At 66.1% G+C, this 20,358-nt stretch carries 21 protein-coding genes and 2 tRNA genes; 10 read left to right on the forward strand and 13 right to left on the reverse strand.

Features of this window, described 5'->3' with window-relative positions:
• Positions 1 to 77: 77 nt before the first annotated feature.
• The 4 genes from BHK69_RS05485 to BHK69_RS05500 form a co-directional block, all read right to left on the reverse strand.
• A complete protein-coding gene (locus BHK69_RS05485; protein WP_199579036.1) occupies positions 78 to 1,187 on the reverse strand; it encodes an ABC transporter substrate-binding protein in 1,110 nt (369 codons plus the stop codon).
• A complete protein-coding gene (locus BHK69_RS05490; protein ID WP_069689224.1) occupies positions 1,165 to 1,944 on the reverse strand; it encodes an IclR family transcriptional regulator domain-containing protein in 780 nt (259 codons plus the stop codon). The genes BHK69_RS05485 and BHK69_RS05490 overlap by 23 nt, the downstream gene beginning before the upstream one ends.
• Before the next feature lie 39 nt (positions 1,945 to 1,983).
• Entirely contained in the window at positions 1,984 to 2,196 is a 213-nt protein-coding gene (locus tag BHK69_RS05495) for a hypothetical protein (protein WP_069689225.1), read from the reverse strand.
• A 170-nt stretch (positions 2,197 to 2,366) separates the two neighbouring features.
• The gene (locus BHK69_RS05500; protein ID WP_069689226.1) at positions 2,367 to 3,233 is read right to left on the reverse strand and encodes a siderophore-interacting protein; all 867 of its coding nucleotides are present in this window, start codon (positions 3,231 to 3,233) and stop codon (positions 2,367 to 2,369) included.
• 216 nt (positions 3,234 to 3,449) lie between these two features.
• Between BHK69_RS05500 and BHK69_RS33055 the strand changes: the two genes are divergently transcribed.
• Positions 3,450 to 3,596, forward strand: coding sequence for a helix-turn-helix domain-containing protein (locus BHK69_RS33055; protein ID WP_158516159.1), 147 nt, complete (start codon positions 3,450 to 3,452; stop codon positions 3,594 to 3,596).
• Between the two features lie 38 nt (positions 3,597 to 3,634).
• Here the strand turns inward: BHK69_RS33055 and BHK69_RS05505 are convergent, their stop codons facing one another.
• A complete protein-coding gene (locus BHK69_RS05505; protein WP_148663325.1) occupies positions 3,635 to 5,008 on the reverse strand; it encodes an MFS transporter in 1,374 nt (457 codons plus the stop codon).
• A gap of 50 nt (positions 5,009 to 5,058) precedes the next feature.
• A complete protein-coding gene (gene argE, locus BHK69_RS05510) occupies positions 5,059 to 6,189 on the reverse strand; it encodes an acetylornithine deacetylase (protein WP_069689228.1) in 1,131 nt (376 codons plus the stop codon).
• A 381-nt stretch (positions 6,190 to 6,570) separates the two neighbouring features.
• Here argE and BHK69_RS05515 point away from each other — a divergent pair.
• Positions 6,571 to 6,645, forward strand: a tRNA-Gly gene (locus BHK69_RS05515).
• 144 nt (positions 6,646 to 6,789) lie between these two features.
• Here the strand turns inward: BHK69_RS05515 and BHK69_RS05520 are convergent.
• Positions 6,790 to 7,992, reverse strand: coding sequence for a BaiN/RdsA family NAD(P)/FAD-dependent oxidoreductase (locus BHK69_RS05520; protein WP_069693399.1), 1,203 nt, complete (start codon positions 7,990 to 7,992; stop codon positions 6,790 to 6,792).
• 117 nt (positions 7,993 to 8,109) lie between these two features.
• Positions 8,110 to 8,451, reverse strand: a complete 342-nt coding sequence (locus tag BHK69_RS31870) for a hypothetical protein (protein ID WP_148663329.1) — start codon at positions 8,449 to 8,451, stop codon at positions 8,110 to 8,112.
• A 45-nt stretch (positions 8,452 to 8,496) separates the two neighbouring features.
• Between BHK69_RS31870 and BHK69_RS32555 the strand changes: the two genes are divergently transcribed.
• From BHK69_RS32555 to BHK69_RS31875, 3 genes are all read left to right on the forward strand, one after another.
• Complete coding sequence (locus BHK69_RS32555; RefSeq protein WP_158516160.1) at positions 8,497 to 8,673, forward strand: hypothetical protein; 177 nt, start codon at positions 8,497 to 8,499, stop codon at positions 8,671 to 8,673.
• A 36-nt stretch (positions 8,674 to 8,709) separates the two neighbouring features.
• Positions 8,710 to 9,297, forward strand: coding sequence for an SCO family protein (locus tag BHK69_RS05525; protein ID WP_069689229.1), 588 nt, complete (start codon positions 8,710 to 8,712; stop codon positions 9,295 to 9,297).
• 81 nt (positions 9,298 to 9,378) lie between these two features.
• Positions 9,379 to 9,756, forward strand: a complete 378-nt coding sequence (locus BHK69_RS31875; protein ID WP_148663330.1) for a hypothetical protein — start codon at positions 9,379 to 9,381, stop codon at positions 9,754 to 9,756.
• 153 nt (positions 9,757 to 9,909) lie between these two features.
• On the opposite strand, the gene BHK69_RS05535 is transcribed toward BHK69_RS31875, so the two are convergent.
• Complete coding sequence (locus tag BHK69_RS05535; protein WP_069689231.1) at positions 9,910 to 10,422, reverse strand: DUF4142 domain-containing protein; 513 nt, start codon at positions 10,420 to 10,422, stop codon at positions 9,910 to 9,912.
• 903 nt (positions 10,423 to 11,325) lie between these two features.
• Between BHK69_RS05535 and BHK69_RS05540 the strand changes: the two genes are divergently transcribed.
• Positions 11,326 to 11,577 carry a hypothetical protein gene (locus BHK69_RS05540; RefSeq protein WP_069689232.1) on the forward strand — a complete coding sequence of 84 codons (252 nt, stop codon included), beginning with the start codon at positions 11,326 to 11,328 and terminating at the stop codon, positions 11,575 to 11,577.
• 137 nt (positions 11,578 to 11,714) lie between these two features.
• Here BHK69_RS05540 and BHK69_RS05545 read toward each other — a convergent pair.
• Positions 11,715 to 11,790: transfer RNA gene (locus tag BHK69_RS05545), tRNA-Ala, on the reverse strand.
• Between the two features lie 212 nt (positions 11,791 to 12,002).
• A complete protein-coding gene (locus tag BHK69_RS05550; RefSeq protein ID WP_069689233.1) occupies positions 12,003 to 12,401 on the reverse strand; it encodes a TIGR02300 family protein in 399 nt (132 codons plus the stop codon).
• Between the two features lie 165 nt (positions 12,402 to 12,566).
• Between BHK69_RS05550 and aroA the strand changes: the two genes are divergently transcribed.
• The 3 genes from aroA (at position 12,567) to BHK69_RS05565 (ending at position 15,495) form a co-directional block, all read left to right on the forward strand.
• On the forward strand, positions 12,567 to 13,907 hold the full coding sequence (aroA, locus tag BHK69_RS05555; RefSeq protein WP_069689234.1) for a 3-phosphoshikimate 1-carboxyvinyltransferase: 1,341 nt from the start codon (positions 12,567 to 12,569) through the stop codon (positions 13,905 to 13,907).
• On the forward strand, positions 13,904 to 14,587 hold the full coding sequence (cmk, locus tag BHK69_RS05560; protein ID WP_069689235.1) for a (d)CMP kinase: 684 nt from the start codon (positions 13,904 to 13,906) through the stop codon (positions 14,585 to 14,587). Before aroA ends, cmk begins: the two co-directional genes overlap by 4 nt.
• Positions 14,588 to 14,664: 77 nt before the next feature.
• Positions 14,665 to 15,495 (forward strand): DUF1194 domain-containing protein, encoded by an 831-nt coding sequence (locus BHK69_RS05565; protein WP_069693400.1) that lies wholly within the window; start codon positions 14,665 to 14,667, stop codon positions 15,493 to 15,495.
• Between the two features lie 356 nt (positions 15,496 to 15,851).
• On the opposite strand, the gene hrpB is transcribed toward BHK69_RS05565, so the two are convergent.
• A complete protein-coding gene (gene hrpB, locus BHK69_RS05570; protein WP_069689236.1) occupies positions 15,852 to 18,359 on the reverse strand; it encodes an ATP-dependent helicase HrpB in 2,508 nt (835 codons plus the stop codon).
• A gap of 239 nt (positions 18,360 to 18,598) precedes the next feature.
• On the opposite strand from hrpB, the gene BHK69_RS05575 reads away from it, so the two are divergent.
• Entirely contained in the window at positions 18,599 to 19,444 is an 846-nt protein-coding gene (locus tag BHK69_RS05575; protein ID WP_069693401.1) for a hypothetical protein, read from the forward strand.
• 40 nt (positions 19,445 to 19,484) lie between these two features.
• Here BHK69_RS05575 and BHK69_RS05580 read toward each other — a convergent pair whose 3' ends face one another.
• Positions 19,485 to 20,273: a class II glutamine amidotransferase gene (locus BHK69_RS05580; protein WP_069689237.1), complete on the reverse strand. Its 789-nt coding sequence runs from the start codon at positions 20,271 to 20,273 to the stop codon at positions 19,485 to 19,487.
• Positions 20,274 to 20,358: the final 85 nt, after the last annotated feature.

Consider the following 20,358-nt stretch of genomic DNA (forward strand, 5'->3'; position numbering starts at 1 on the left):
CCTTGTGGTCGGCAACCTTGTGATCGGAGAATGGCCGCAGCCGCCGGGGCGGCTGCGGCTGCGGCGTGCGGACGGCCTCAGCGGCCCTGCATGGCGGCGTTCCATTTCTCGACGAAGGGCTTGGCCTGCTCGATCAGCGCCTTGTCGAAGCCGACGACGATCATGTTTTTCTCGCCGACCTTCTGGGCGATGCCCTGATAGGTGTAGCGGACCTCGCTTTCCGCGACGTCCTCGCGATAGGGCACGAGACCGCCCTTGCCGAGCAGGGTCTGGCCCTTGTTGCTGAGCAGGAAATCGAGAAAGAGCTTGGCGGAATTGATGTTGGCCGCCTGCTTGGGAATGCCCATGCCACGCAGCATCACCGGCGTGCCGTCATCGGGGAAGGCGAAGCCGAGGATCTTGCCGCCCGGCTCGTCGAGGCGCGGGAAGATGGTGATGCCGGAGACCGCGATGCCGACGACATATTCGCCGGCCGCGATCTTCTCGTTCATCGGCCCGCCCGAGACCTCGCCGCGGATCATCGGCCCGATCGCGCGCAAGGCCGTCCAGCCGGCATCGCCCTTCTCGTGCAAGGTCTGCCACCAGGCCGCGAGGCCGAAGGAGTTGCGCGCCGCGTCATAGGTGGTGATCCGGCCCTTATAGGTTCCGGGATCGGCTGCGGCCATCTTGGCGAGCGAGGCGAGGCCGGTCGGCCGCTGGCCCTCCTTCAGAAGCGCCGTGTTGTAGGTCAGCACCAGCGGGTCGGACGAGGCCACGAACACGCCGGGATAGGGCTTGCCGAAGGCGGGCACCTTCTCGGCCTCGGGGCTCCTGTAGTCGAGCATGCGCCCGTCCAGGCCATAGGCGGCCCAGCGGTCATTGGCGCCGGAGATCAAGAGATCGGCCGTGCGCGCGCCGCTGCCGGCCTCGGCTTCCCAGCGCGAATGCACCGTGCCGGAGCCGAGATCGAGCGTTTCGACCTTGATCCAGGGATAGCTCTGGCGGAAGCCGTCGAGCACCGGCTTCCAGTTGTTGTTCGCCATGTTGGAATAGATGACGAGCCCGTTCTCCTTGCGCGACGCCTCGATCGTCGCGCCGTAATCGGCGGGATAGTAGTTCGGCGTGGCAGGCGCTTGCGCCGAGCCGATGCCCGGCGAGGCCACCAGCGCGGCAGCGGTGAACAGACTAGTCAGAAGGCCCTTGATCACGGTCGTTTCTCCCTGTGTTTTTCGCAAAGAACGCCGTGCGCTTCGCAAGCTCGTGGCTTGCCTGCGCGGCGGCGGCGATGGTCAGCGCCTTCAGGCGCTCTTGGTCTTGCGCGATCCGCTCACGCGGTCCCGAGATGTTGAGGGCGGCGACGACCCTGCCGTCCTGCGACAGGATCGGCGCCGCGATTCCGGCGGCTCCTTCGACGACGCCCTTGAGATTGACGAAGGCGCCGTCGCGCCTGGCGGCTTCGACATGCGCCCTCACGGTTGCCGCCGTCGCGTCATCGAGCCCGGCGAGATAGGCCTCGCGCTCGCCCGGGCTCATTCCGGTCAAAAGGACGATGCCGCTGGCGACTTCGTGCAGGGTGCGCGCATGCGAGATATCCCGGTCGTAGCGGATCTCGCGCTGGGGCAGGAGCTTGTTGAGGTAACGGACCTTGCCTTCGGTCAGGATGGCGATGAAGCCCGACTCGCGGGCCGCATTGACGGCCTCGCGCAAGACGGGCTCGACGACCCGCAGGATCGTGCCCCAGCCCTGCTGCCCGGCGGAAGGCTCGCCCGGCAAGCGGATGAGCACATAAAGCCCGTCAGGCTGCCGCAGGACATAGCCGGCCGAAACCAGCGAGCGCAGCAGCAACAGCGCGCTGCTCTTGGGCACCGCCATGGCCTGCGTGATCTCGGCAAGCGTCGCCGGCGCGTAGCGGCGCGCCAGCCATTCGATGAATTCGAGGATGCGCTCAGCGCCTCGCCCACTCATCCGTCGCCTCACCTTATCGTTCAGTATTTTGAACGCGTTTTATTTTATGAATGAGCCATAGCGCCTGGGCACCTGGGCTGTCAAACCGCAGGCCTGCGCCCAGGGTCGATCCCGGCGCGGGCCCGCACCGGGATCGACCGAGGTGATGATTGTGTTGGTTGGTGGATCGAGAGCATCGCCCTCTTCGAGCGATGCCTGACGGCGATCGAAGTCGGGATCGACCTGCTGATCGAGGCGCCGCAGCTTCGTCATTGCGAGGAGCAAAGCGACGAAGCAATCTAGGAGGTCTCGCTCGACGGCCCTGGATTGCTTCGCTGCGCTCGCAATGACGACAGGGTTTTCAATTCTCCCGCTTCAGCGCGCGCTCATACCAGCGCCGTAGCAGCGCTGCCAGCCCGACGCAGGCGAGCTTCGGCGTCGCCTCAGCTCATGGTCACCAGATCCGGCGCCTTCGCCACAAGCCCGGACCAATCAGCCCCGATCTGGGCGCTGACCTCTGATGCGAGCGCTTCGGGACGGCCGCGGCCCTCCGCCCCCTCCTCGATCCAGTAGGCGATCAGCTTGCTGCGGCCGTCCTGGAATACGGGCATCTTGCGCGCTCGCTGGCGGATCGCGCGGATGGCGATCTGCTCGCCCGATCCCCAGAGATAGCCGCAGCCCTCCGGCAGGGGAATCCGCTGGAAAACCTCCGCCAGCCTGCTGGCGCGCAGCCCGTTGCCGGAGCCATGCAGCCAGGTCACCAGGGCCCGGGGATGCGGCGGCAGAGTCTGTTCGTGAGCCGCGTCGGCAACCTCGATGACGACGCGGCTGGCGATATCGTTGGGCGTGTCCTCGAGCAGCCGCGCCAGGGCCGGCAAACCGGTCGCGTCGGCCAGCAGCACCTGCCAGCGAAAATCCGGTGGCGGCTGATACAGGCCGCGCGGATTGTTGATGACGATGCGTTGCCCGGGCGGAGCGGCTTGCGCCCATTCGCTGGCCAGACCGCCCTCATGCACGACGAAATCGATGTCGAGCTCGCGCGCAGCCGCATCGAACCGGCGTACGGTGTAGGTGGAGTAGCGGACCGGCGGCTTGCCTTCCGGATAGGTCCAGCGCCCCTCGCCATCGATGATGGGGAGCACCGTTTCGCCTGTCGCCTCATCGGGAAAGAACAGGCGGACATATTCGTCCCCGATCCCGGTGGACGCAAACGCGGCGAGGCCATCTCCTGCGAATGTCAGCCGCACCATGCCCGGCGTCAGGAGCTGGCGCCGCGCGACCGCTACTTCGTGAAACATCTGCTGCGTCATCGATCGTTCCAAGCCTGCCCGCGGCAAGGGCGTACCTGCCCTTGGATCGTCAGGCCTGTCTCATAAGTCGTCGCGCGCAAGTTGAAAACTGCTCGGCAAGACTATCTCATTGGTATATTTCTAAACTATACATTTCAAAGCGTGGAATTTTGGCCTCACGATGAATCGTATTCTGTTGTTTGTCGGTCAACGCCCCACACGCAGCTTCGTCTGGACGTGGCTTGCCGCCGCCTCGCCCAAGGCGCAGGCATCGCCGATGTCGCCGTCGATTGCGGTTTCTACGATCAGAGCGCCCTGACCCGGCACTTCAAGCGCTGCTACGGCATGACCCCGCTGCAATTCGCCACCGCCGCCCGCAGCTGAACGGGCCGGGGAGCGATGGCCCCCCGGCCTTTGATCAATCAGCCTTCGCGACCGGCCGAGGCCGGAGCCAGGATCGGATCTGGCGTCCCGCGGCTTTCGGATGCTCCGCGCGGGCGGCCATGCAGCGCCAGGATGATCACGGCGCTGAACGCTACCGCCGCGGTCACATACCAGGCCGGCGACAGGCCGTTACCGGTCCTGGCGATGAGCCAGGTGGCGATGAACGGCGCAAAGCCGCCGAATATCGTGACGGCGAGATTGTAGGCGATCGAGGTCCCTGTCGAACGGATCTCCGCCGGGCATATTTCCGCGATCGCGGCCGGCGCGGTTCCGGTGAAGGCCGCGATCAGGGTCGCGAAAACGATCTGGAAGGCGAGCAGCGACCATATGCTCGGTGACGCGCTGAGAAGCGCGAGCAAGGGATAGGTCAGCACCATGATGGCCAGGGCAGGACCGACCAGAAGCGGGCGGCGGCCGATGCGGTCCGACAAGGCTCCGAAGACCGGCGCCAGCACGAGCAACACGCCCAGGCTGATCGCATTGGCCAGGAAGGCCACGCTCTGCGGCAGGTGAAGCTGGCGCACCGCATAGGTCGGCATGTAGATCAGGAAGAAATAGGTGCAGACGGTCCAGGTGATCGTGATGCCGAAACCCGTGGCGATGCTGCGCTTATGAAAGCGCAGCGCCTCGCGCAGCGGCGAACCGGGCAGCTTGGCGGCAGCCTGGGTGAACTCCTCGGCTTCCTCGGTCTGCGCGCGGATATAGAAGCCGACGGGGCCGATCAGCAGGCCGAGCAGGAAGGGGATGCGCCAGCCCCAGCTCTCCAGCGCCTCCTGGGAGAGCAGGCCGGTGATGGCGGCACCGAGAAGCGAGCCGAGCAGCAGGGCGCAGGCCTGGCTGGCCTGCTGCCAGCTCGCGAAGAAGCCCCGGCGGCCGGGCGGCGCGTGCTCGACGAGGAAAGCCGTCGCGGCGCCGATCTCACCCCCGGCCGAGAAGCCCTGGATGAGACGCGCCAGTACGATGATGGCCGGAGCCCAGGCGCCGATGCTGGCATAGGTCGGCGCGAAACCGATCATGGCGGTGCCCAGCGCCATCAGCAGGATCGTCACCGACAGCGCGAATTTGCGCCCCCTGCTATCGGCCATGCTGCCGAGCACGATGGCGCCGACGGGCCGCATGAAGAAGCCGACACCGAAGGTCGCGACCGTGAGAAGCAGCGACACCGTCTCGTCGCCGGCGGGAAAGAAAAGCCGCGAGATGATGATCGCGAAGAAGCCATAGACCGCGAAATCATAGGTTTCGAGCATATTGCCGATCGTCGCCGCGATGATGGCGCGACGGGATTTGGCGCGCATGGGCGCCGATACCGGCCCGGACTGCCCGAGGCCTGCTTGCATCTGTTCTGCCGGCATGAAGATCCCCTTTGTGTTTTTGTGCTGCCTTAAGCTGTTTTTGTGTTGCCTCAGGCCTCGGCCCATTGCGTCGCGCGAGCGAGGAAGCGGCTCGCTTCCTCCAGCTGTTCCGCCGCGATCCATTCATCCGCCTGATGCGCCTGCTCGATCGAGCCCGGGCCACAGACCACGGTCGGGATGCCCGCCGCCTGGAAGAAGCCGGCCTCGGTTCCGAAAGGCAGCTCCATCAGCGGCAAACTCGCGCCGAGCCCCTGCACAATCGCGAGCGCCGGATTGCCCGGCTCCGGCCGCAGCGGCGGGATCGTCACGGTTTCCTCGGTTTCAGGCGGCAGGCCCGGTGGCGCGGCGCGCGCGATGAACGCCTGGGTCATGGTCCTCAACGCGGCGATGTCGGCGCTCGCGGCCGGCCTTATCTCCCAGAGGACCTCGCAGCGTCCCGGCACGATGTTGATGCCGGTCCCGCCGGAGATCTGGCCGACATTGAACGTCGTCCGGTCGACGCCCGCGGCGTCTTGCGCCCCGTGCCCGTCGAGGAGGCCGACGAACCGCGCTGCGGCTGCGATGGCGCTGACCCCCTTGCCGGGATTGCCGGAATGCACGGCATGGCCGTGGAAAACCGTCCGGAACCCGAGATAGCCGCGATGGCGGTCGCCGATACGCATGCCGGTGGGTTCGCCGACCACGACGAGGGCCGGCCTGGACAGGTTCGCAACGAGATCGGCGACGAGCCTAGGGACGCCGAAGCAGCCGACCTCCTCGTCATAGCTCAAGGCCAGGTGGACCGGGCGTTTCAATCGCGCCTGGCCCCATTGCGGCGCGAACGCCAGGCAGCAGGCGACAAAGCCCTTCATGTCGGTCGCGCCGCGCCCGTAGAAGCGGCCGTCGCGCTGCGTCAATTCGAAAGGGTTGCTGCTCCAGCTCTGGCCGTCGACAGGCACCGTGTCGGTATGGGCGGAGAGCACGATCCCACCCGGCACATCCGGCCCGAAGCTGGCGAGCAGATTGGCCTTGGCGCCGCCGCCGTCATGCGTGAGCCGGATCCTGGCACCGGCGGTTTCGAGCAAGGCCGCCGCCCAGCCCACGAGCTCCAGATTGGAGTTGCGGGAGGTCGTGTCGAAGGCGACGAGGCGGTGGAGCAAGCCGGCGGGAGTCATCGCATCGCTGATCATCGGATAGCTCATGCCGCCCGCGCCCTGGCCGATGTCAGGCGCTCCTGCACTCCTCCGGACAGGGCGCAGCCGGAGCCGATGCCCGGAAGCTTCGTAGCCAGCCTCAGCTTGTCGGGATCGTGATGAGGAAATCTGTGCGCCATGCCCTGCCAGCCATTTCGAGCGTGCCGGCCAGCGTGATGTGAAGGCGTCTGATGCTATTGGCGAAAATCGAGGGTTTCGGAAAAGAAGCGCCGCCGCGTCATCTCCCTGGCGAACCGGCGATGCCGCTTTGCCAGGCAATGGCCGCGTGAATCGAGATCGTGCATTGGCCCTTATTGGGAGATGACTCGCGCCGGCGATCCCGCTATGGAGGGCGATGTCGGCGGCAGGCGCATGCCCGCGAACCGGCATGCGGGCGTAGTTCAGTGGTAGAACGTCAGCTTCCCAAGCTGAATGTCGTCGGTTCGATCCCGATCGCCCGCTCCAAAAAAAGCTTTTGACAGCAATATGTTAGAACGCCGCTTCGCGAGAAGCGGTCGCGGGTTCCGTGCTCTCCGGCATGGTCTGGCTGGGAACGCCGTCTTGCATTTTCAATCGTTCAGGAATTTGCCCTGGCGCCGCGCGGGCATCTCAGCCGGTGCGTTCGGCGATGGCGGTCCCTGCCGCCCAGCCTGATGACCACGCCCATTGGAAGTTGTAGCCGCCAAGCCAGCCGGTGACGTCGACCACTTCACCGATGAAGTACAGGCCGTCGACTGTGCTTGCTTCCATCGTCCGTGAGTTCAGACCGGACGTATCGACGCCACCGAGCGTCACCTCCGCTGTCCGGTATCCTTCCGATCCGATGGGCATGACGTCCCAGCCCTGAATGGTGGACGCGATCGCGGCGAGCTTCTTGTCGCTTGCGTCGCCGCTGGGGCCCGCCCAGCCATGGGCATCGGCGAGATAAGCCGCCAATCGCTTCGGCAGGATATCACCAAGCGTATTGGCGATGCTTCTGCGGCCGTTATCCTGTCTGGAAGCGCGCAACGCGGCGAACACGTCCTGCGTGGGCAGGAACGCGATCCTGATCGGTGCTTTCTCGCGCCAGTAGGACGAAATCTGCAGGATCGCGGGGCCGGACAGTCCGCGATGCGTGAACAGCAGCGCCTCGTCGAATGTCGCCTTGCCGCACGAGACGCGCGCAGCCGCGGCAACGCCGGCCATGTCGCGAAACCCGGCAAGCACGTCTTCACCGAATGTCAGCGGCACCAAAGCCGGGCGTGTCTCCGTCACCGTCAAACCAAACTGGCCGGCGATCTGGTAGCCAAGACCGGATGCCCCCATTTTCGGGATCGATTTTCCTCCGGACGCAACAACGAACTGCCGGCACCGAATCTTTGCAGCGCCATCGCCGCCAAGCGTGACCGCAAAGCCGCCCTCAACCCGCTCGAGGCTTTGCAGCGTGGTTTTGAGGCGCAGCTCGCAGGCCGCGCGCGCCATCTCGTCCATCAACATTGCGATGATGTCCTTGGCGGACTCATCGCAGAAGAGCTGCCCGAGCGTCTTCTCGTGGTAGGCAATGCCGTGCTTTTCGACCAACGCCACGAAATCATGCTGCGTGTAGCGGCCCAACGCGGATTTGGCGAAATGCGGATTATTCGATAAAAAATTGCGCGCGCTCGTGCCGATATTGGTGAAGTTGCAGCGGCCCCCGCCGGAAATGCGGATTTTTTCGCCGGGCGCTTTGGCATGATCGACGATGAGAACACGCCCGCCGCGCGATGCGGCATGGATCGCGCACATCATTCCAGCAGCACCGGCGCCCAGGACGACAGTGTCGAAACGCTCAATCGACATCGAATGCTGCTAGAGCAATGTCCGATCCAGTTGGATCGCTCAATTGCTCCTGCCCTTTGTTTGAACGCGTTTTCTTCACGCGAACCGGTGTCCACTTCGCTCGAAAACGCTCTAGCCCGAGAACAGCCCTGACGGGCCATTGCGCAGCGTCTCGGATGGCATCGCGCTACGCTTAAGCTTCGGGTAGATGATCGGCGACCGTCCATCAACAGATGAGACTGCGATCTCGAGTCTTATCGCGACCCGGCGATCCTGTAGGCCTATCCGTCGATGAACGCGGGCGAGGACGTTCAACGTCTTAGTGCCGCTTCCCAAGCTGAATGTCGTCGGTTCGATCCCGATCGCCCGCTCCATTTTTCTTTGCGCGATGCCGCCCACCAACCCATCGCGCGGGTTCGACTTCGCTCCGCTTCGTCGCTCAAATCCTCCCCGAACGCTGATGACCTGCGTCACGGAGGCTGCTTCCGGCGGCGGCCGCGCGGGGGTATGAGTTAGCGCATGACGCAAGCGCAGGACGATCCACAGCAGGATACGGCCCCGCCGTCGCGAGCGGGCATCCTGCTGCTCGCCGGCGGCGCGCTCGGCCTGCTTTTGACCGGGCTCTTGCTGTGGTGGCGCGAAGGCGACCGGCTTTTCACCGACGGCCTCATCGCTGCCCTCGTCGCCTGCTTCTGAGCCCCATCCAAACGCCCTGAAACCGGATCGCCCGCCGTGCAACGCCGCCTCATCCTGCCCCTGATCGTCTTTCTTCTGGGGGCGCTCGCGCTCGCCGCGGCCGCGATCATCACCTTTTCGCCGACGCGGCAGAATCAGACGGGAACGGCGAGCGTCGGTGGGCCGTTCGCGCTGACGACCCCGGACGGCAAGACGCTGACCGACAAGGAGCTGCGCGGCGCGCCCTTCCTGGTGTTCTTCGGCTTCACCCATTGCCCCGACATCTGCCCGACCAAGCTGTTCGAGATCTCGGAGATGCTGCGCGCCGCCGGCGCCAAGGGCGAGAAGCTGCGCGCGCTCTTCATTAGCGTCGATCCCGCGCGCGACACGCCGGAGACCCTGAAGAGCTACCTCGGCAGCTTCGATCCGCGCATCGTCGGGTTGACCGGCGACCAAGCGGCGATCGACGCCACGGTCAAGGCCTATCGCGCCTATGCCAAGAAGGTCCCGCTCAAGGATGGCGACTACACCATGGACCATACCGCGCTGGTCTATCTGATGGGCAAGGACGGCAACTTCATCGGCGCCTTCAACAGCGAGCGGCCGCCGGCGGAGGCCGCGGCGGAGTGGGTGCGGCATCTATAAGGCTCGCGCCGTCGCGCGAGGCCATGGGCGGTCTTGGCTGCCGATTTCAGATGACGGGTCGATAGGAAGCCGAAGCGGCGCGTGCGGCGCAAGCTTCGATCAACCCAGGCATTTCACGCCATCGCGAACGGCTCACGGGCCACGCCGTTGCGTCATTGTCGCGAGACGGAGCGGATCTTCCAGGAATGTCCGCCTCATCAGCGCGGAACTGTGAAGCCGAGCGCGGCGTTACCAGCATGGCATGAACAGCCGCTGGAGGCATCGATGGCCGATTCGAAACCGAATGTTAAACTGGCGCCTGAGGGACAAGCTGAGATGTCCTATAATACGGCGATGACGCGGATTCAGGAGCTCGCCGGGTCTGCCGAGAATACGGCCGAGCGCGACGAACTGGAAAAGCTTCGCGGCGAGATTCAAGATTACGAGCGTAACCTCAGCCGGGCTGATGCGAAGCATTAGAGCGTTTTCAAGCGAAGTGAACATCGGTTCGCGTGAAAAAAAACGCGTTCAATTGCTCTAGCCGGCCGCGTTCAAGAGCGCGGCGTCAATGGCCTCGAAATGAGGCCTCGAAATCCTCTTCTAACAATCAACCTTCGGCGCGCGCGGCGCAAACTAGGCCGGCAGCTTGTTCATGAGTTCCAGCTGAGCCAGGTGCTCCTTGATATGGCCGCGAATCAACATCGCGATCGAGCGGTGGGTCTGATTCTTGCCATTGGTCAGATAGACCTCCTGAATTTGCAGAAGCCGCTGGTGTCCCTCGACCTGCCCTTTCACATAGGCCTTGTCGAATTCCGGACCGGTCGGCATCGCCTTCAGAATCTCGACCATGGCTTTCGCCTCGGCAGTCAAAGGTGGAGGAGCGGTCTCCGACATGCCCGTGGCAGCCTTGACCACGGATGCCACCACCTCTTGCTCGGCTGCCTCGAACTGGGCAAATCGCCGGACATTCGCATCGACGGCCTTGCTGGCCGCCGCGCGGCTTGCCTCCAGCGACGTCGCGCTCGCTTCCAGGGTTTCCGCCGCATGTTTCTGTTCAGGTGACATCCCAGCTGGAGCGCTTTGTCCAAATGCTACTGAGGGGAGAGCAGAAACCATTGCCGCTTGCAGAAATGACCGACGGTCCATGAAACTCTCCCCAGATCAGCTAAAACTTAAAAGGGGTGAACTTCCGCCAGCGATGAATGTTCATTTACGCGCGAAGCTTGGTGTCCGCAGGTTACGGCCGTGCCCAAACCGGCATCAACGGGTGAGGCTGCTTGATTGCGACAGATGCCGCCCCGGCCACCACTCGATCACGTCGCATTCGGACGATGCCGTCCGAATGCGAAAAACGTGATCGATCCTAAAAGCTTGGAGCATTGCTCCCACGAAAAACCGGTACCCACTTTTTCGCGCAATGCTCTGGGAGGGGAAGCGCCGGGGCGGCAAGGCTGCGCAAACGCGACGCCCGATCGGTTAGTCGCGGCAGAACCGGAACAGGTTCACAAGGCGCGCCACATTCCGGATCGGGCGCCTGGAGCGCTTTCGAGCGAAGTGGACACCGGTTTGCGTGAGGAGAGCCCTCTAACCAGCCATGCCGAGCGTCGCGGCCGCACAGACTGCTGCCTTAAACGTGCCAGCATCGCTGTAGCCTTTCGACATAAGGCTGCCTTCGAGGGTCGGGAGGATGCCGGACGAAACTCCAGAAGCGAACGTTGTCGAACATGCTGCTCGCCATGCTGACACTGATGATGAAAGCCGTCAGGCGCCGGCGTGCGCGGTCCAACCGGCGGCGCAGGCGTTAGAGTGTTTTCGAGCGAGCGACCCGGCCGGATCGGAAATGCTCGAGAGCAGGATCAATGCAAAAAACCGGTTCCCATTTTTTCGCACCCTGCTCGAGCCGCAGCCAGGCACTCCCCGTGAAGACGGCGATGGCTCGGGATTTGCTCCTTATGCCCGGCGAGGCTTCTTAATGCTCGGGTAACCATGAAGCATCACTTTTGAGCGGAGAGAGGCCCCCCGGCGCAGAGCCACCTTGGGAGTGAATTCATGGATGCCTTTACGATGGTCATCATGGCCTGCGTGTCGGGGGAGCCGACATGCACGGCAACGCGAATCAGCGAGATGGGCTTCACCAGTGCCGAGGCCTGCGAAGCGCGGATCGACGAGATCACGCGCTCCATGACCAAACAGCTCGCCACTCATCAGGAATTCAAAGGTCGCGAAGTAACCTATGACGTCTCCTGCCTGGACAGGACGCAGCTCCGGCGACAGCTCGGTGTCGCGCAGGCTGATACCTAGCCACGGTCGCAGGGCGTGCTGCCGACTGATTCGCCGGTAACCGTCACCAATCTTGATCGTTTGGGGGTGAAGGCGGGGATAGGCCCGGTTGATCCCGGACAATCCCGCCTCGTTCCAGCTGTCAGCTTGGGAAGATTTGGTGGAGCCAGGCGGAATCGAACCGCCGACCTCTTGAATGCCATTCAAGCGCTCTCCCAACTGAGCTATGGCCCCACGCTAGCCGGCTGATTTGGGGGTCAGCCGGGATATTCCCGGGCGGTCATGCCACACCTTTGCGGTGATCGACCGTCCCGTCCTTGTCGCCGCTGCGAGCGGCGAAGCGCTCTATAGGCGGGAGTGCCGGAAGACTCAAGCGCTGAATGTCGCCTAATCGTCATTCCTTCACAGCGCCTGCCTTCACAGCGCCCGCCGAGAGGGCGGAATCCTCAGACGTCCTCGTCGCCCTCGATGTCGCCATCGATCAGGTCGGCGACGTCGTCATCGCCTTCCTCGTCTTCCTCGAGGAAGGTGTCGTCCTCGGGAGCGATATCGTCGTCCTCGACTTCGATATCGTCCTCGCTGGTGACGACAGCCTCCTTCTCGGTGGCTTCCGCATCGGCCTCGTCGAGCGAGACGAGTTCGACTGCGCCGTCGGCGACCTCGACCTCATCCTCGTCATCGGCGGGTTTGGCGGCAACGGCCGCCGCCTTCGCCTGGGGCTCGAACATCGAACGCGGGAAGGTCTGCCCGGTATAGGGCGAGACGATCGGATCCTTGTTCAGGTCGTAGAATTTGCGGCCCGTTGTCGGGCAAACGCGCTTAGTGCCAAGTTCCGGTTTCGCCACTGCGTCGGACCTTCAATCATGCATGTTCTGAAAAGCAGGCGCGTCCGTTAGTCGGGGCAGGCGGCCCTGTCAAATGTTGATTTCGCCCCGAGGGGCGCGTGACGCCTGGCTAAGGGTCATGCTAGGCAGCCCGCGCTTCCCTAAGACCAGCCGGCAGAGACCAAAGTGGCCCACGCGCAGCCCCCGATCCCCGTCACCGCACGCAGCAGGGGCCCACTTGCGGGACGCGTGCGCGTGCCCGGCGACAAGTCGATCTCGCACCGCTCGCTCATCTTCGGCCTGCTCGCAATCGGCGAGACGAGGATCAGCGGCCTGCTCGAGGGCGAGGACGTGATGCGCACGGCCGATGCCGCGCGCGCGCTCGGCGCGATCGTCCATCACGACAGTCCGGGCAGCTGGCGCGTCCGCGGTGTCGGCGTCGGTGGCTTGCGCGAACCCGGCGGCGTGCTCGATTTCGGCAATGCCGGCACCGGCTCGCGCTTGATGATGGGCGTCTGCGGCGCCCACCCGATCACCACGGTTTTCGACGGCGACGCCTCGCTGCGCAAGCGCCCGATGCGGCGCATCCTCGACCCGCTCGAACTGATGGGCACGACGATCGTCTCGCAGGAGGAGGGCGGGCGCGTGCCGCTGACCCTGCGCGGGCCGAAGGAGGCCGTGCCGATCACCTATCGCACGCCGGTCGCCTCGGCGCAGATCAAGTCGGCCGTGCTGCTGGCGGGCCTGGCGGCGCCGGGCGAGACGACCGTGATCGAAACGGAGGCGACGCGCGACCATACCGAGACAATGCTGAGGCATTTCGGCGCGGATGTCGCGGTTTCACCGGATGGGGCGCATGGACGACGCATCGTGCTCAAGGGCCAGCCCGAATTGCAGGCCGCGCCGATCGTGGTGCCGACAGACCCCTCCTCGGCCGCCTTTCCGCTGGTCGCGGCCCTGATCGTGCCGGGCTCGGACATCCTGATCGAGAGCGTGATGGCCAATCCGCTGCGCAGCGGGCTTTTGACCACTTTGCGCGAGATGGGCGCCGATATCAGCGTCGAGAGCGAGGCGAATGAGGGTGGCGAGGCGGTCGCGACGCTGCGCGTGCGGGCCGGCGTCCTGAAGGGCGTCACGGTTCCGCCCGAGCGCGCGCCTTCGATGATCGACGAATATCCGGTGCTGGCGGTCGCAGCCTCCTTCGCCACGGGCACGACGCGGATGCGCGGCCTGCAGGAGCTGCGCGTCAAGGAATCCGATCGCCTGGCCGCTGTCGAGGCCGGGCTGAAGGCAGCCGGCGTCACCTGCGCGATCGAAGGCGATGATCTGGTCGTCGAGGGCAGAGACGGCGCGGTCGACGGCGGCGGCCTGGTCGCGACCCATCTCGACCACCGCATCGCCATGAGCTTCCTGGTGATGGGGCTGGCGACGCGGCAACCGATGACGGTCGATGACGGGGCGATGATCGCAACGAGCTTCCCGAGCTTCATCGCCTTGATGAACGGGCTTGGAGGCGACATCGCATGAGCTCGAACGACAAGCGGGGACGACTTGTCATCGCGGTCGACGGTCCCGCCGCCTCCGGCAAGGGCACGCTGGCGCGCCGGCTCGCCGCGCATTACGGCCTGCCCTATCTCGATACCGGACTGCTCTACCGCATGGTCGCCAAGGCCGTGCTCGATGCAGGCCACGACATCCAGGACGCGGACGCCGCAGCGGCAATCGTCGCGAGCTTCGATGAAGCCGCCTTTCCCGAAGACAGCCTGCGCGGGCGCGAGATCGGCGAGGCTGCCTCCGTCGTCGCGGCAATGCCGGCCGTGCGCAGCGGTTTGATCGCGCGCCAGCGTCGCTTCGCCGGGCAAGCCGGCGGCGCGGTGCTGGACGGGCGCGATATCGGCACGGTGATCTGCCCGGAGGCGCGCGCGAAGCTCTTCGTCACCGCCACGCCCGAAGTGCGCGCCGCGCGCCGCCATCGCGAGCTGACGGCACGCGGCGAGCCTGCCACTTTCGAAGGCATCCTGGCCGATATCCGCCGGCGCGACGCGCGCGATTCCGGCCGCAGCGACGCTCCCCTCAAGCTGGCGGAGGACGCCGTCCTGCTCGACACCTCGGCCCTGACCATCGAGGAAGCGGCCGCAGCCGCGATCGGCATCGTCGATGCCCGTCGCGCCAATCCAAGTCACGAGAATGCGATAATAAGCGACTGAGCCTGCCCAGCTTTCGCCCTTGGCGGGAATCGAAACGAAGCGCACACTGCCGTCACGATAGGATGACGGAGGTGGCGATGCGGCGTTGGCTGTTCGGTCTCTTGAGTCTCACGGCGGCGAGTCTGCTGACCGGCACGGCGCCCAGAGCGCAGCAAGCGCCTGTGCCCCAAGCCACGGTGCCCGCCGAGGAGGTCGATGTCGCGCTCGTCCTGGCGCTCGACGTGTCCTATTCGATGGATATCGACGAGCTCGCCTTGCAGCGCAACGGTTATATCGAGGCCTTCCGCTCGAAAGAGCTGCATAACGCCATCGCCAAGGGGGCGATCGGCAAGATCGCCGTGACCTATTTCGAATGGGCCGGCGGCGACTTCCAGCACATCGTCAAATCCTGGACCATCATCGACACGCCGCAATCGGCGCTGGCCTTCGCCGAGGAGCTGGGCGAGGCGCCGACGCGGCGCGGCCGGCGCACTTCGATCTCGGGGGCGATCGACCTCGGCATGGCGCTCCTGGAAAAGTCCAACGTCACGGCGATGCGCCGGGTCATCGACATCTCCGGCGACGGCGCCAACAATGACGGGCGCCCCGTCGCCGCCGCGCGCGATGCCGCCGCCGCCAAGGGCGTCAACATCAACGGCCTGCCGATCATGCTGAAGCAGGCGAGCTATTTCGACATCGACAACCTCGACGTCTACTACAAGGACTGCGTGATCACCGGCATCGGTGCCTTCGTGATCCCGATTCGCGAGCGCCATCAATTCGTCGATGCGACGCGGACCAAGCTGGTGCGCGAGATCGCCGAGATGCCGCGTGATGGCGAGGCGCTCGTCCAGAAGGCGCAGTCGACCGGCCAGAACCCGAGCTGCCTGGCGGGCGAGCGGCAATGGCGCGACCGCATGGGGAATTGAGCAGCGACTCGCGGGAATTCTACTCCTTCGTCATGGTCGGGCTTGTCCCGACCATCCACGTCTTCGCTGGCCGAGCCTGTGTGCAAGACATGGATGCTCGCCACAACGGCACGACTGTCCGGTTCGCCGCGAGCGCCCGATCGAAAAGCTCCGTTCATCGCAGGCTTTCCAGCTGGCGGTGACGAATGAGACAGGCGCGGGGAACCCTTCTCCCATCCGGGAGAAGGGTTCCCCGCGCTCTTCATCCGACACTTCGCTTCATCTCGCCCGCGAGGGCAGAGCCGTCCACGATCCGCTTAGGGGCCAAAACCCCAACCGGACAGCAGTGCCACAAGGGCGAGCATGAGGGCAGCGCCTCAGGTCCCGCGCGGCTTCGCCCTTGTCGTCGGCGGGGCGGCGGCCGGGTCGTCCGGCCAGGGATGGCGCGGGTAGCGGCCCTTCATCTCGGACTTCACCGCGGACCATGAGCCGCGCCAGAAGCCCGGCAGATCGCGGGTGATCTGGATCGGCTTGTGCCCCGGCGAGAGCAATTCCAGCACCAATGGCACGCGCCCGCCGGCCAGCGCCGGGTGGAGGCCAAGCCCGAAGAGTTCCTGCACCCGCACCGAGATCGTCGGGCCGGCCTCGGCGGCATAGTCGACCGCAAGGTTGGAGCCCGTCGGCGCGGTAAAATGCGTCGGCGCCTCGGCATCGAGCCGGCGTTTCAGGTCCCAGGGCAAAAGCTCGGCCAGCGCCGCCTCGAGATCGGAGGCCTGGATCGCCGCAAGTGAGGCGCGCCCCAGAAGATGCGGCGTGAGCCATGTTGAGGCATCGGGACCAAGACCCTCATCCGTCAGGTCGGGCCAGGGATTGTCGCTGCCCGAGGCCAGCATCGCCCTGCGCAGGAAAGCGACGCGCTCGCGCAATTGCATTTGCGCCTTCGTCCAGGGCAGGAGTCCGATGCCGAGCGCGGCGATGCCCCCGGCCAGCGCCATGGCGTTGTCCAGGGAAGCCTCGACCGGCAATGGCCGTTCCGCCAGCAGCAGCGCGCCATAGCGCCTGATGGCGCGGACACGCAGCGCGCGCGCGGCGCGCTCGAACGTGACCTCGCTGCGCTCCTCGATCGTGAAAGGCGCGAGCCCCTCGCCCGCGAGCCAGAGGATGTCCGCCTCCGTGATCGCCACAGCCGCCATGATGCGCGCCTGCTGGGCGGCCCCGGTGACCTCCGCCACCACGAGCCAGGGCTCGCGCGCCAGCCGCTGGGAGGGCTCCAGCGCCGCGCCGCGGCCATTGGCGAGCAGATACTGGCCGGAGCCCGCGCTGCGCGCCCTGGCGATGCGGTCGGGATAGGCCAGCGCCAGCAGGAGGCCCGGCGACAGCGCCAGCTCCCGCAGCTTGGGACGCGCCTTCTCGGCGCTGCGCGCCCAGCCTTCAGCCAGCCGGCGCATATCGGCGGCGCGGCCGCCGCGCTCGCGACCGAGCCGCTCCAGGCGCTCGGCCAGATCGATCGCGTCGCCGCCCAGGCCGCGCTCGACCAGCAGCGCGGCCAGTTCGGCGGCCGAGCTTGCCTGGCCGAAGCCCGCGGCGGCCACGACCATGCGCGCCAGCCGGGGCGGCAGGGGCAGCGCCTGGAGCGCTTTGCCCTCCGGCGTGATGCGGCCATCGCCGTCGAGCGCGTGCAGCGCCGTCAGCAGGGCGCGCGCCTCCTTCAGGGCCGGTGCGGGTGGCGTATCGAGGAAGGCGAGGCTGGTCGGGTCGGTCACCCCCCAGGCGGCGCAATCGAGCAGCAGGGGGGCAAGGTCGGCGGAGAGGATTTCGGGCCGTGCGAAGGCCTCCAGCGCGCCGGTGCCGGCCTCCTCCCAGAGGCGATAGCAGATGCCGGGCTCGGTGCGCCCGGCACGGCCGCGACGCTGGTCTGCCGCCGCGCGGCTGACGCGGCGCGTCTCCAATCGGGTCACGCCGATATCGGGCTCGTAGACCGGCACGCGGGCAAGCCCTGAATCGATCACCACGCGCACGCCCTCGATCGTCAGCGAGGTCTCGGCGATGGCGGTCGCCAGCACGACCTTGCGGCGGCCCTTGGGCGCAGGCAGCACGGCGCGATCCTGCTCGGCCTGGTCGAGCGCGCCATAGAGCGGCGCGATCTCGACGGAAGCCTCGCGGATGCGTTCGCGCAGGCGCTCCTCGACACGGCGGATCTCGCCCTGGCCGGGCAGGAAGACGAGCAGCGAGCCCGCCTGCTCGTTCAGCGCCAGAAGCACGGCCTCCGTGACCTGATCCTCGATGCGCTTCAGCGGATCGCGGCCGCGATAGCGGGTCTCGACGGGAAAGGCCCGCCCCTGGCTCTCGATCACCGGCGCTTCGCCGAGCAAGCGCGCCACGCGCGCGCCGTCGAGCGTCGCCGACATCACCAGGATGCGCAGATCCTCGCGCAGGCCGGCTTGCGCATCGAGCGCCAGCGCCAGGCCGAAATCGGCATCGAGCGAGCGCTCGTGGAACTCGTCGAAGAGCACGGCGGCGACCCCATCGAGCGCGGGATCATCGAGGATCATCCGAGCGAAAACGCCTTCGGTGACGACCTCGATGCGGGTTTTCGGGCCGATCTTGGAGCCGAGCCGGACGCGCAGGCCGACCGTCTCGCCAACGCGCTCGCCCAGCGTCTGCGCCATGCGGTTGGCGGCGCCGCGTGCCGCCAGACGGCGCGGCTCCAGCAGGATCAGCTTGCCGCCCTTCGCCCAGGGCTGGTCGAGCAACGCGAGCGGCACGCGCGTGGTCTTGCCCGCGCCGGGGGGCGCGACGAGGACGGCGTTGGGTCGTTCCCGCAGCGAGGCTGCGAGCTCGTCCAGGACGGTATCGATGGGGAGCTTCGTGTCGAAGGCGCGCATGACGTCTCGCCTGTGGCGCGGCGAGAGGCGAAGCGCAAGCCTCGAAGCACAAGCCTCGAAGCACAAGCCTTGGAGCACAAGCCTTGGAGCGGAATGCGGCATCCGGGTTTCCGGGGAGGCCTGATGCTCACCCAGGATGCTCGCAACAGGATAGGATTGCCCAGCGCCGACAGGATTCGGCAGGATCGCGCTATCAGCAGCGCTGAAACACGGCTCCGTCTACGAGAGACCCAATGTATGTGAACCTCATTCGTCGCGGCTTCCTGTGGTTCATCGGCGCATTGGCGTTGGGCGGCTCGTCCCGCGCCGACGAGCCGAAACCTGCGCCATCCGAGCCGAAGCCCGCCCCTGCGATCTCCGTCATGCCGCGCCATGTCCTGTGCTTTCTCGGCCGCGCGCATGATCTGGCGCGGCTGTCGGAAGCCGCCCGCAACGCCATCGGCACCATCGCCAAGGGCTTCAGCGTCGACATGGATTATTCCCAGGATGAGGCGGATGACCGGATGGAGCGGTCATTTGCGGTGTGCTGGGACCGCGTGCAGCCCAATGCCTGGACGGTCTCGGACGAGCGCGCCGTCGCCGAGCATGGCGCGGTGCTTTATGTGATGGGGCCGCAAATGACGGCCGAGACGGCCGTCGAGACCTCCGCTACCGCCTTGCTGCTGGTGCAGCAGCTCATCGGGACTGGGGCGGTGGCCGTCAAAGGCGAAAGCGCCGGGATCGCGCATGGGCTGGCGCGCTGGCAGGAGCTGGCGACCCAGGCGCAAGCGGCACGTGAAGTCGGTGACAGCCTGGCGCTCGGCCGGATCTGCCGCCTGGCCTTTGCAAAACGCCCGCTCGAGGCCAAGGGCTATCTCGAAAGCGTCGGCTTTCACCTCGTCGGGCTGCCGGAGGTCTATGCGCCGAAGTCGCTGGGCAGCGAACGGGTGATTGTCGCGCTCATGGACGAGGTCGCCGACGAGATCGCAAGGCGCGGGCTGGAGGCGACGCTGCGCGAGCGCAAGGCGAGCCGGTCATTCGTCTCGACCTATGACGAGGACGAATTCAAGTTCAATCCCTATGGGATCGTGAGGATTCCGGCATAGTTTCGAACAGAAACAGTCCGCTTTCGCGGGTATCTCCGCGTCAGGCGGCCTGCTTCAGCCCGACCACGAAGGGCGACAGCGCGACCGCACCGGTGCGCACCGTGACCAGCGTGTTGGCCGGCAGCGCCTGCCAGCAATCGCGCGCGGCATCGACCGGCTCGGAGGCGATGATGACGCTGTCGCCGCGGTCGCAGAGATAGAGCGTCGGCGGCTTGGGGTCGGAGGACCAGCGCACGGCATGGACGCTGTCGCCATCGGCAAGCGCCGCGGCGCAGCGCAAGGGCTCGCGAATGCCGGCCTGCTGCATCAAGGCGAGCGCTTCGCCCAGCGCCCAGGCCAGCGCCGCGCCAGGCGCCATTCCGTCAGCCATGCCGGCCAGGGTGAGCAGGAAGATCGCCTCGGAATCGGTCGTGCCGACGCGGTCGCCATAGAGCGCGTCGGGAATCAGGCTCTCGAGCTTGCGACGGATCAGGCCGTAGCCGCCGATCTGGCCGTTATGCATGAAGAGGTGGTGGCCATGGGCGAAGGGGTGGCAATTGGCCCGCGTCGTCGCAGTGCCGGTCGCGGCGCGGACATGGGCGAAGAACAGGCGCGAGCGGACCTGGCGCGCGATCGAGAGCAGGTTTTCGTCCGCCCAGGCGGGCCTGACCTCGCGGTAGAGCCCGGGCTCGGGCCTGTCGCCATACCAGCCGACGCCAAAACCGTCGCCATTCGTACCGGTCTTGGTTTCCTCGGCATGGAGCGATTGGTGGATCAGCGAATGGCAGGGCGCCGCAACGAGATCCTCAAGAAAGACTGGCGCGCCTGAATAGGCGAGGAAACGGCACATGTTCGGTCCCGAATCGGCCGCGGCCGGGGTGCCGCTAGGAGGAGATTATTCTACAGGGATGAATGCCGGCATAACAATGGGATGA

This window comes from Bosea vaviloviae (assembly GCF_001741865.1).
Lineage (GTDB): Bacteria > Pseudomonadota > Alphaproteobacteria > Rhizobiales > Beijerinckiaceae > Allobosea > Allobosea vaviloviae.

What these genes read in the sequence shown, in the direction of transcription:
- BHK69_RS05490 (WP_069689224.1), bottom strand. Translation starts at nt 1,944, where the DNA reads ATGAGTGGGCGAGGCGCTGAGCGCATCCTCGAATTCATCGAATGGCTG.
- BHK69_RS05495 (WP_069689225.1), bottom strand. Translation starts at nt 2,196, where the DNA reads ATGACGAAGCTGCGGCGCCTCGATCAGCAGGTCGATCCCGACTTCGAT.
- BHK69_RS05500 (WP_069689226.1), bottom strand. Translation starts at nt 3,233, where the DNA reads ATGACGCAGCAGATGTTTCACGAAGTAGCGGTCGCGCGGCGCCAGCTC.
- BHK69_RS05505 (WP_148663325.1), bottom strand. Translation starts at nt 5,008, where the DNA reads ATGCCGGCAGAACAGATGCAAGCAGGCCTCGGGCAGTCCGGGCCGGTA.
- argE (WP_069689228.1), bottom strand. Translation starts at nt 6,189, where the DNA reads ATGAGCTATCCGATGATCAGCGATGCGATGACTCCCGCCGGCTTGCTC.
- BHK69_RS32555 (WP_158516160.1), top strand. Translation starts at nt 8,497, where the DNA reads ATGACGCAAGCGCAGGACGATCCACAGCAGGATACGGCCCCGCCGTCG.
- BHK69_RS05535 (WP_069689231.1), bottom strand. Translation starts at nt 10,422, where the DNA reads ATGGACCGTCGGTCATTTCTGCAAGCGGCAATGGTTTCTGCTCTCCCC.
- BHK69_RS05540 (WP_069689232.1), top strand. Translation starts at nt 11,326, where the DNA reads ATGGATGCCTTTACGATGGTCATCATGGCCTGCGTGTCGGGGGAGCCG.
- cmk (WP_069689235.1), top strand. Translation starts at nt 13,904, where the DNA reads ATGAGCTCGAACGACAAGCGGGGACGACTTGTCATCGCGGTCGACGGT.
- BHK69_RS05565 (WP_069693400.1), top strand. Translation starts at nt 14,665, where the DNA reads ATGCGGCGTTGGCTGTTCGGTCTCTTGAGTCTCACGGCGGCGAGTCTG.
- hrpB (WP_069689236.1), bottom strand. Translation starts at nt 18,359, where the DNA reads ATGCGCGCCTTCGACACGAAGCTCCCCATCGATACCGTCCTGGACGAG.
- BHK69_RS05580 (WP_069689237.1), bottom strand. Translation starts at nt 20,273, where the DNA reads ATGTGCCGTTTCCTCGCCTATTCAGGCGCGCCAGTCTTTCTTGAGGAT.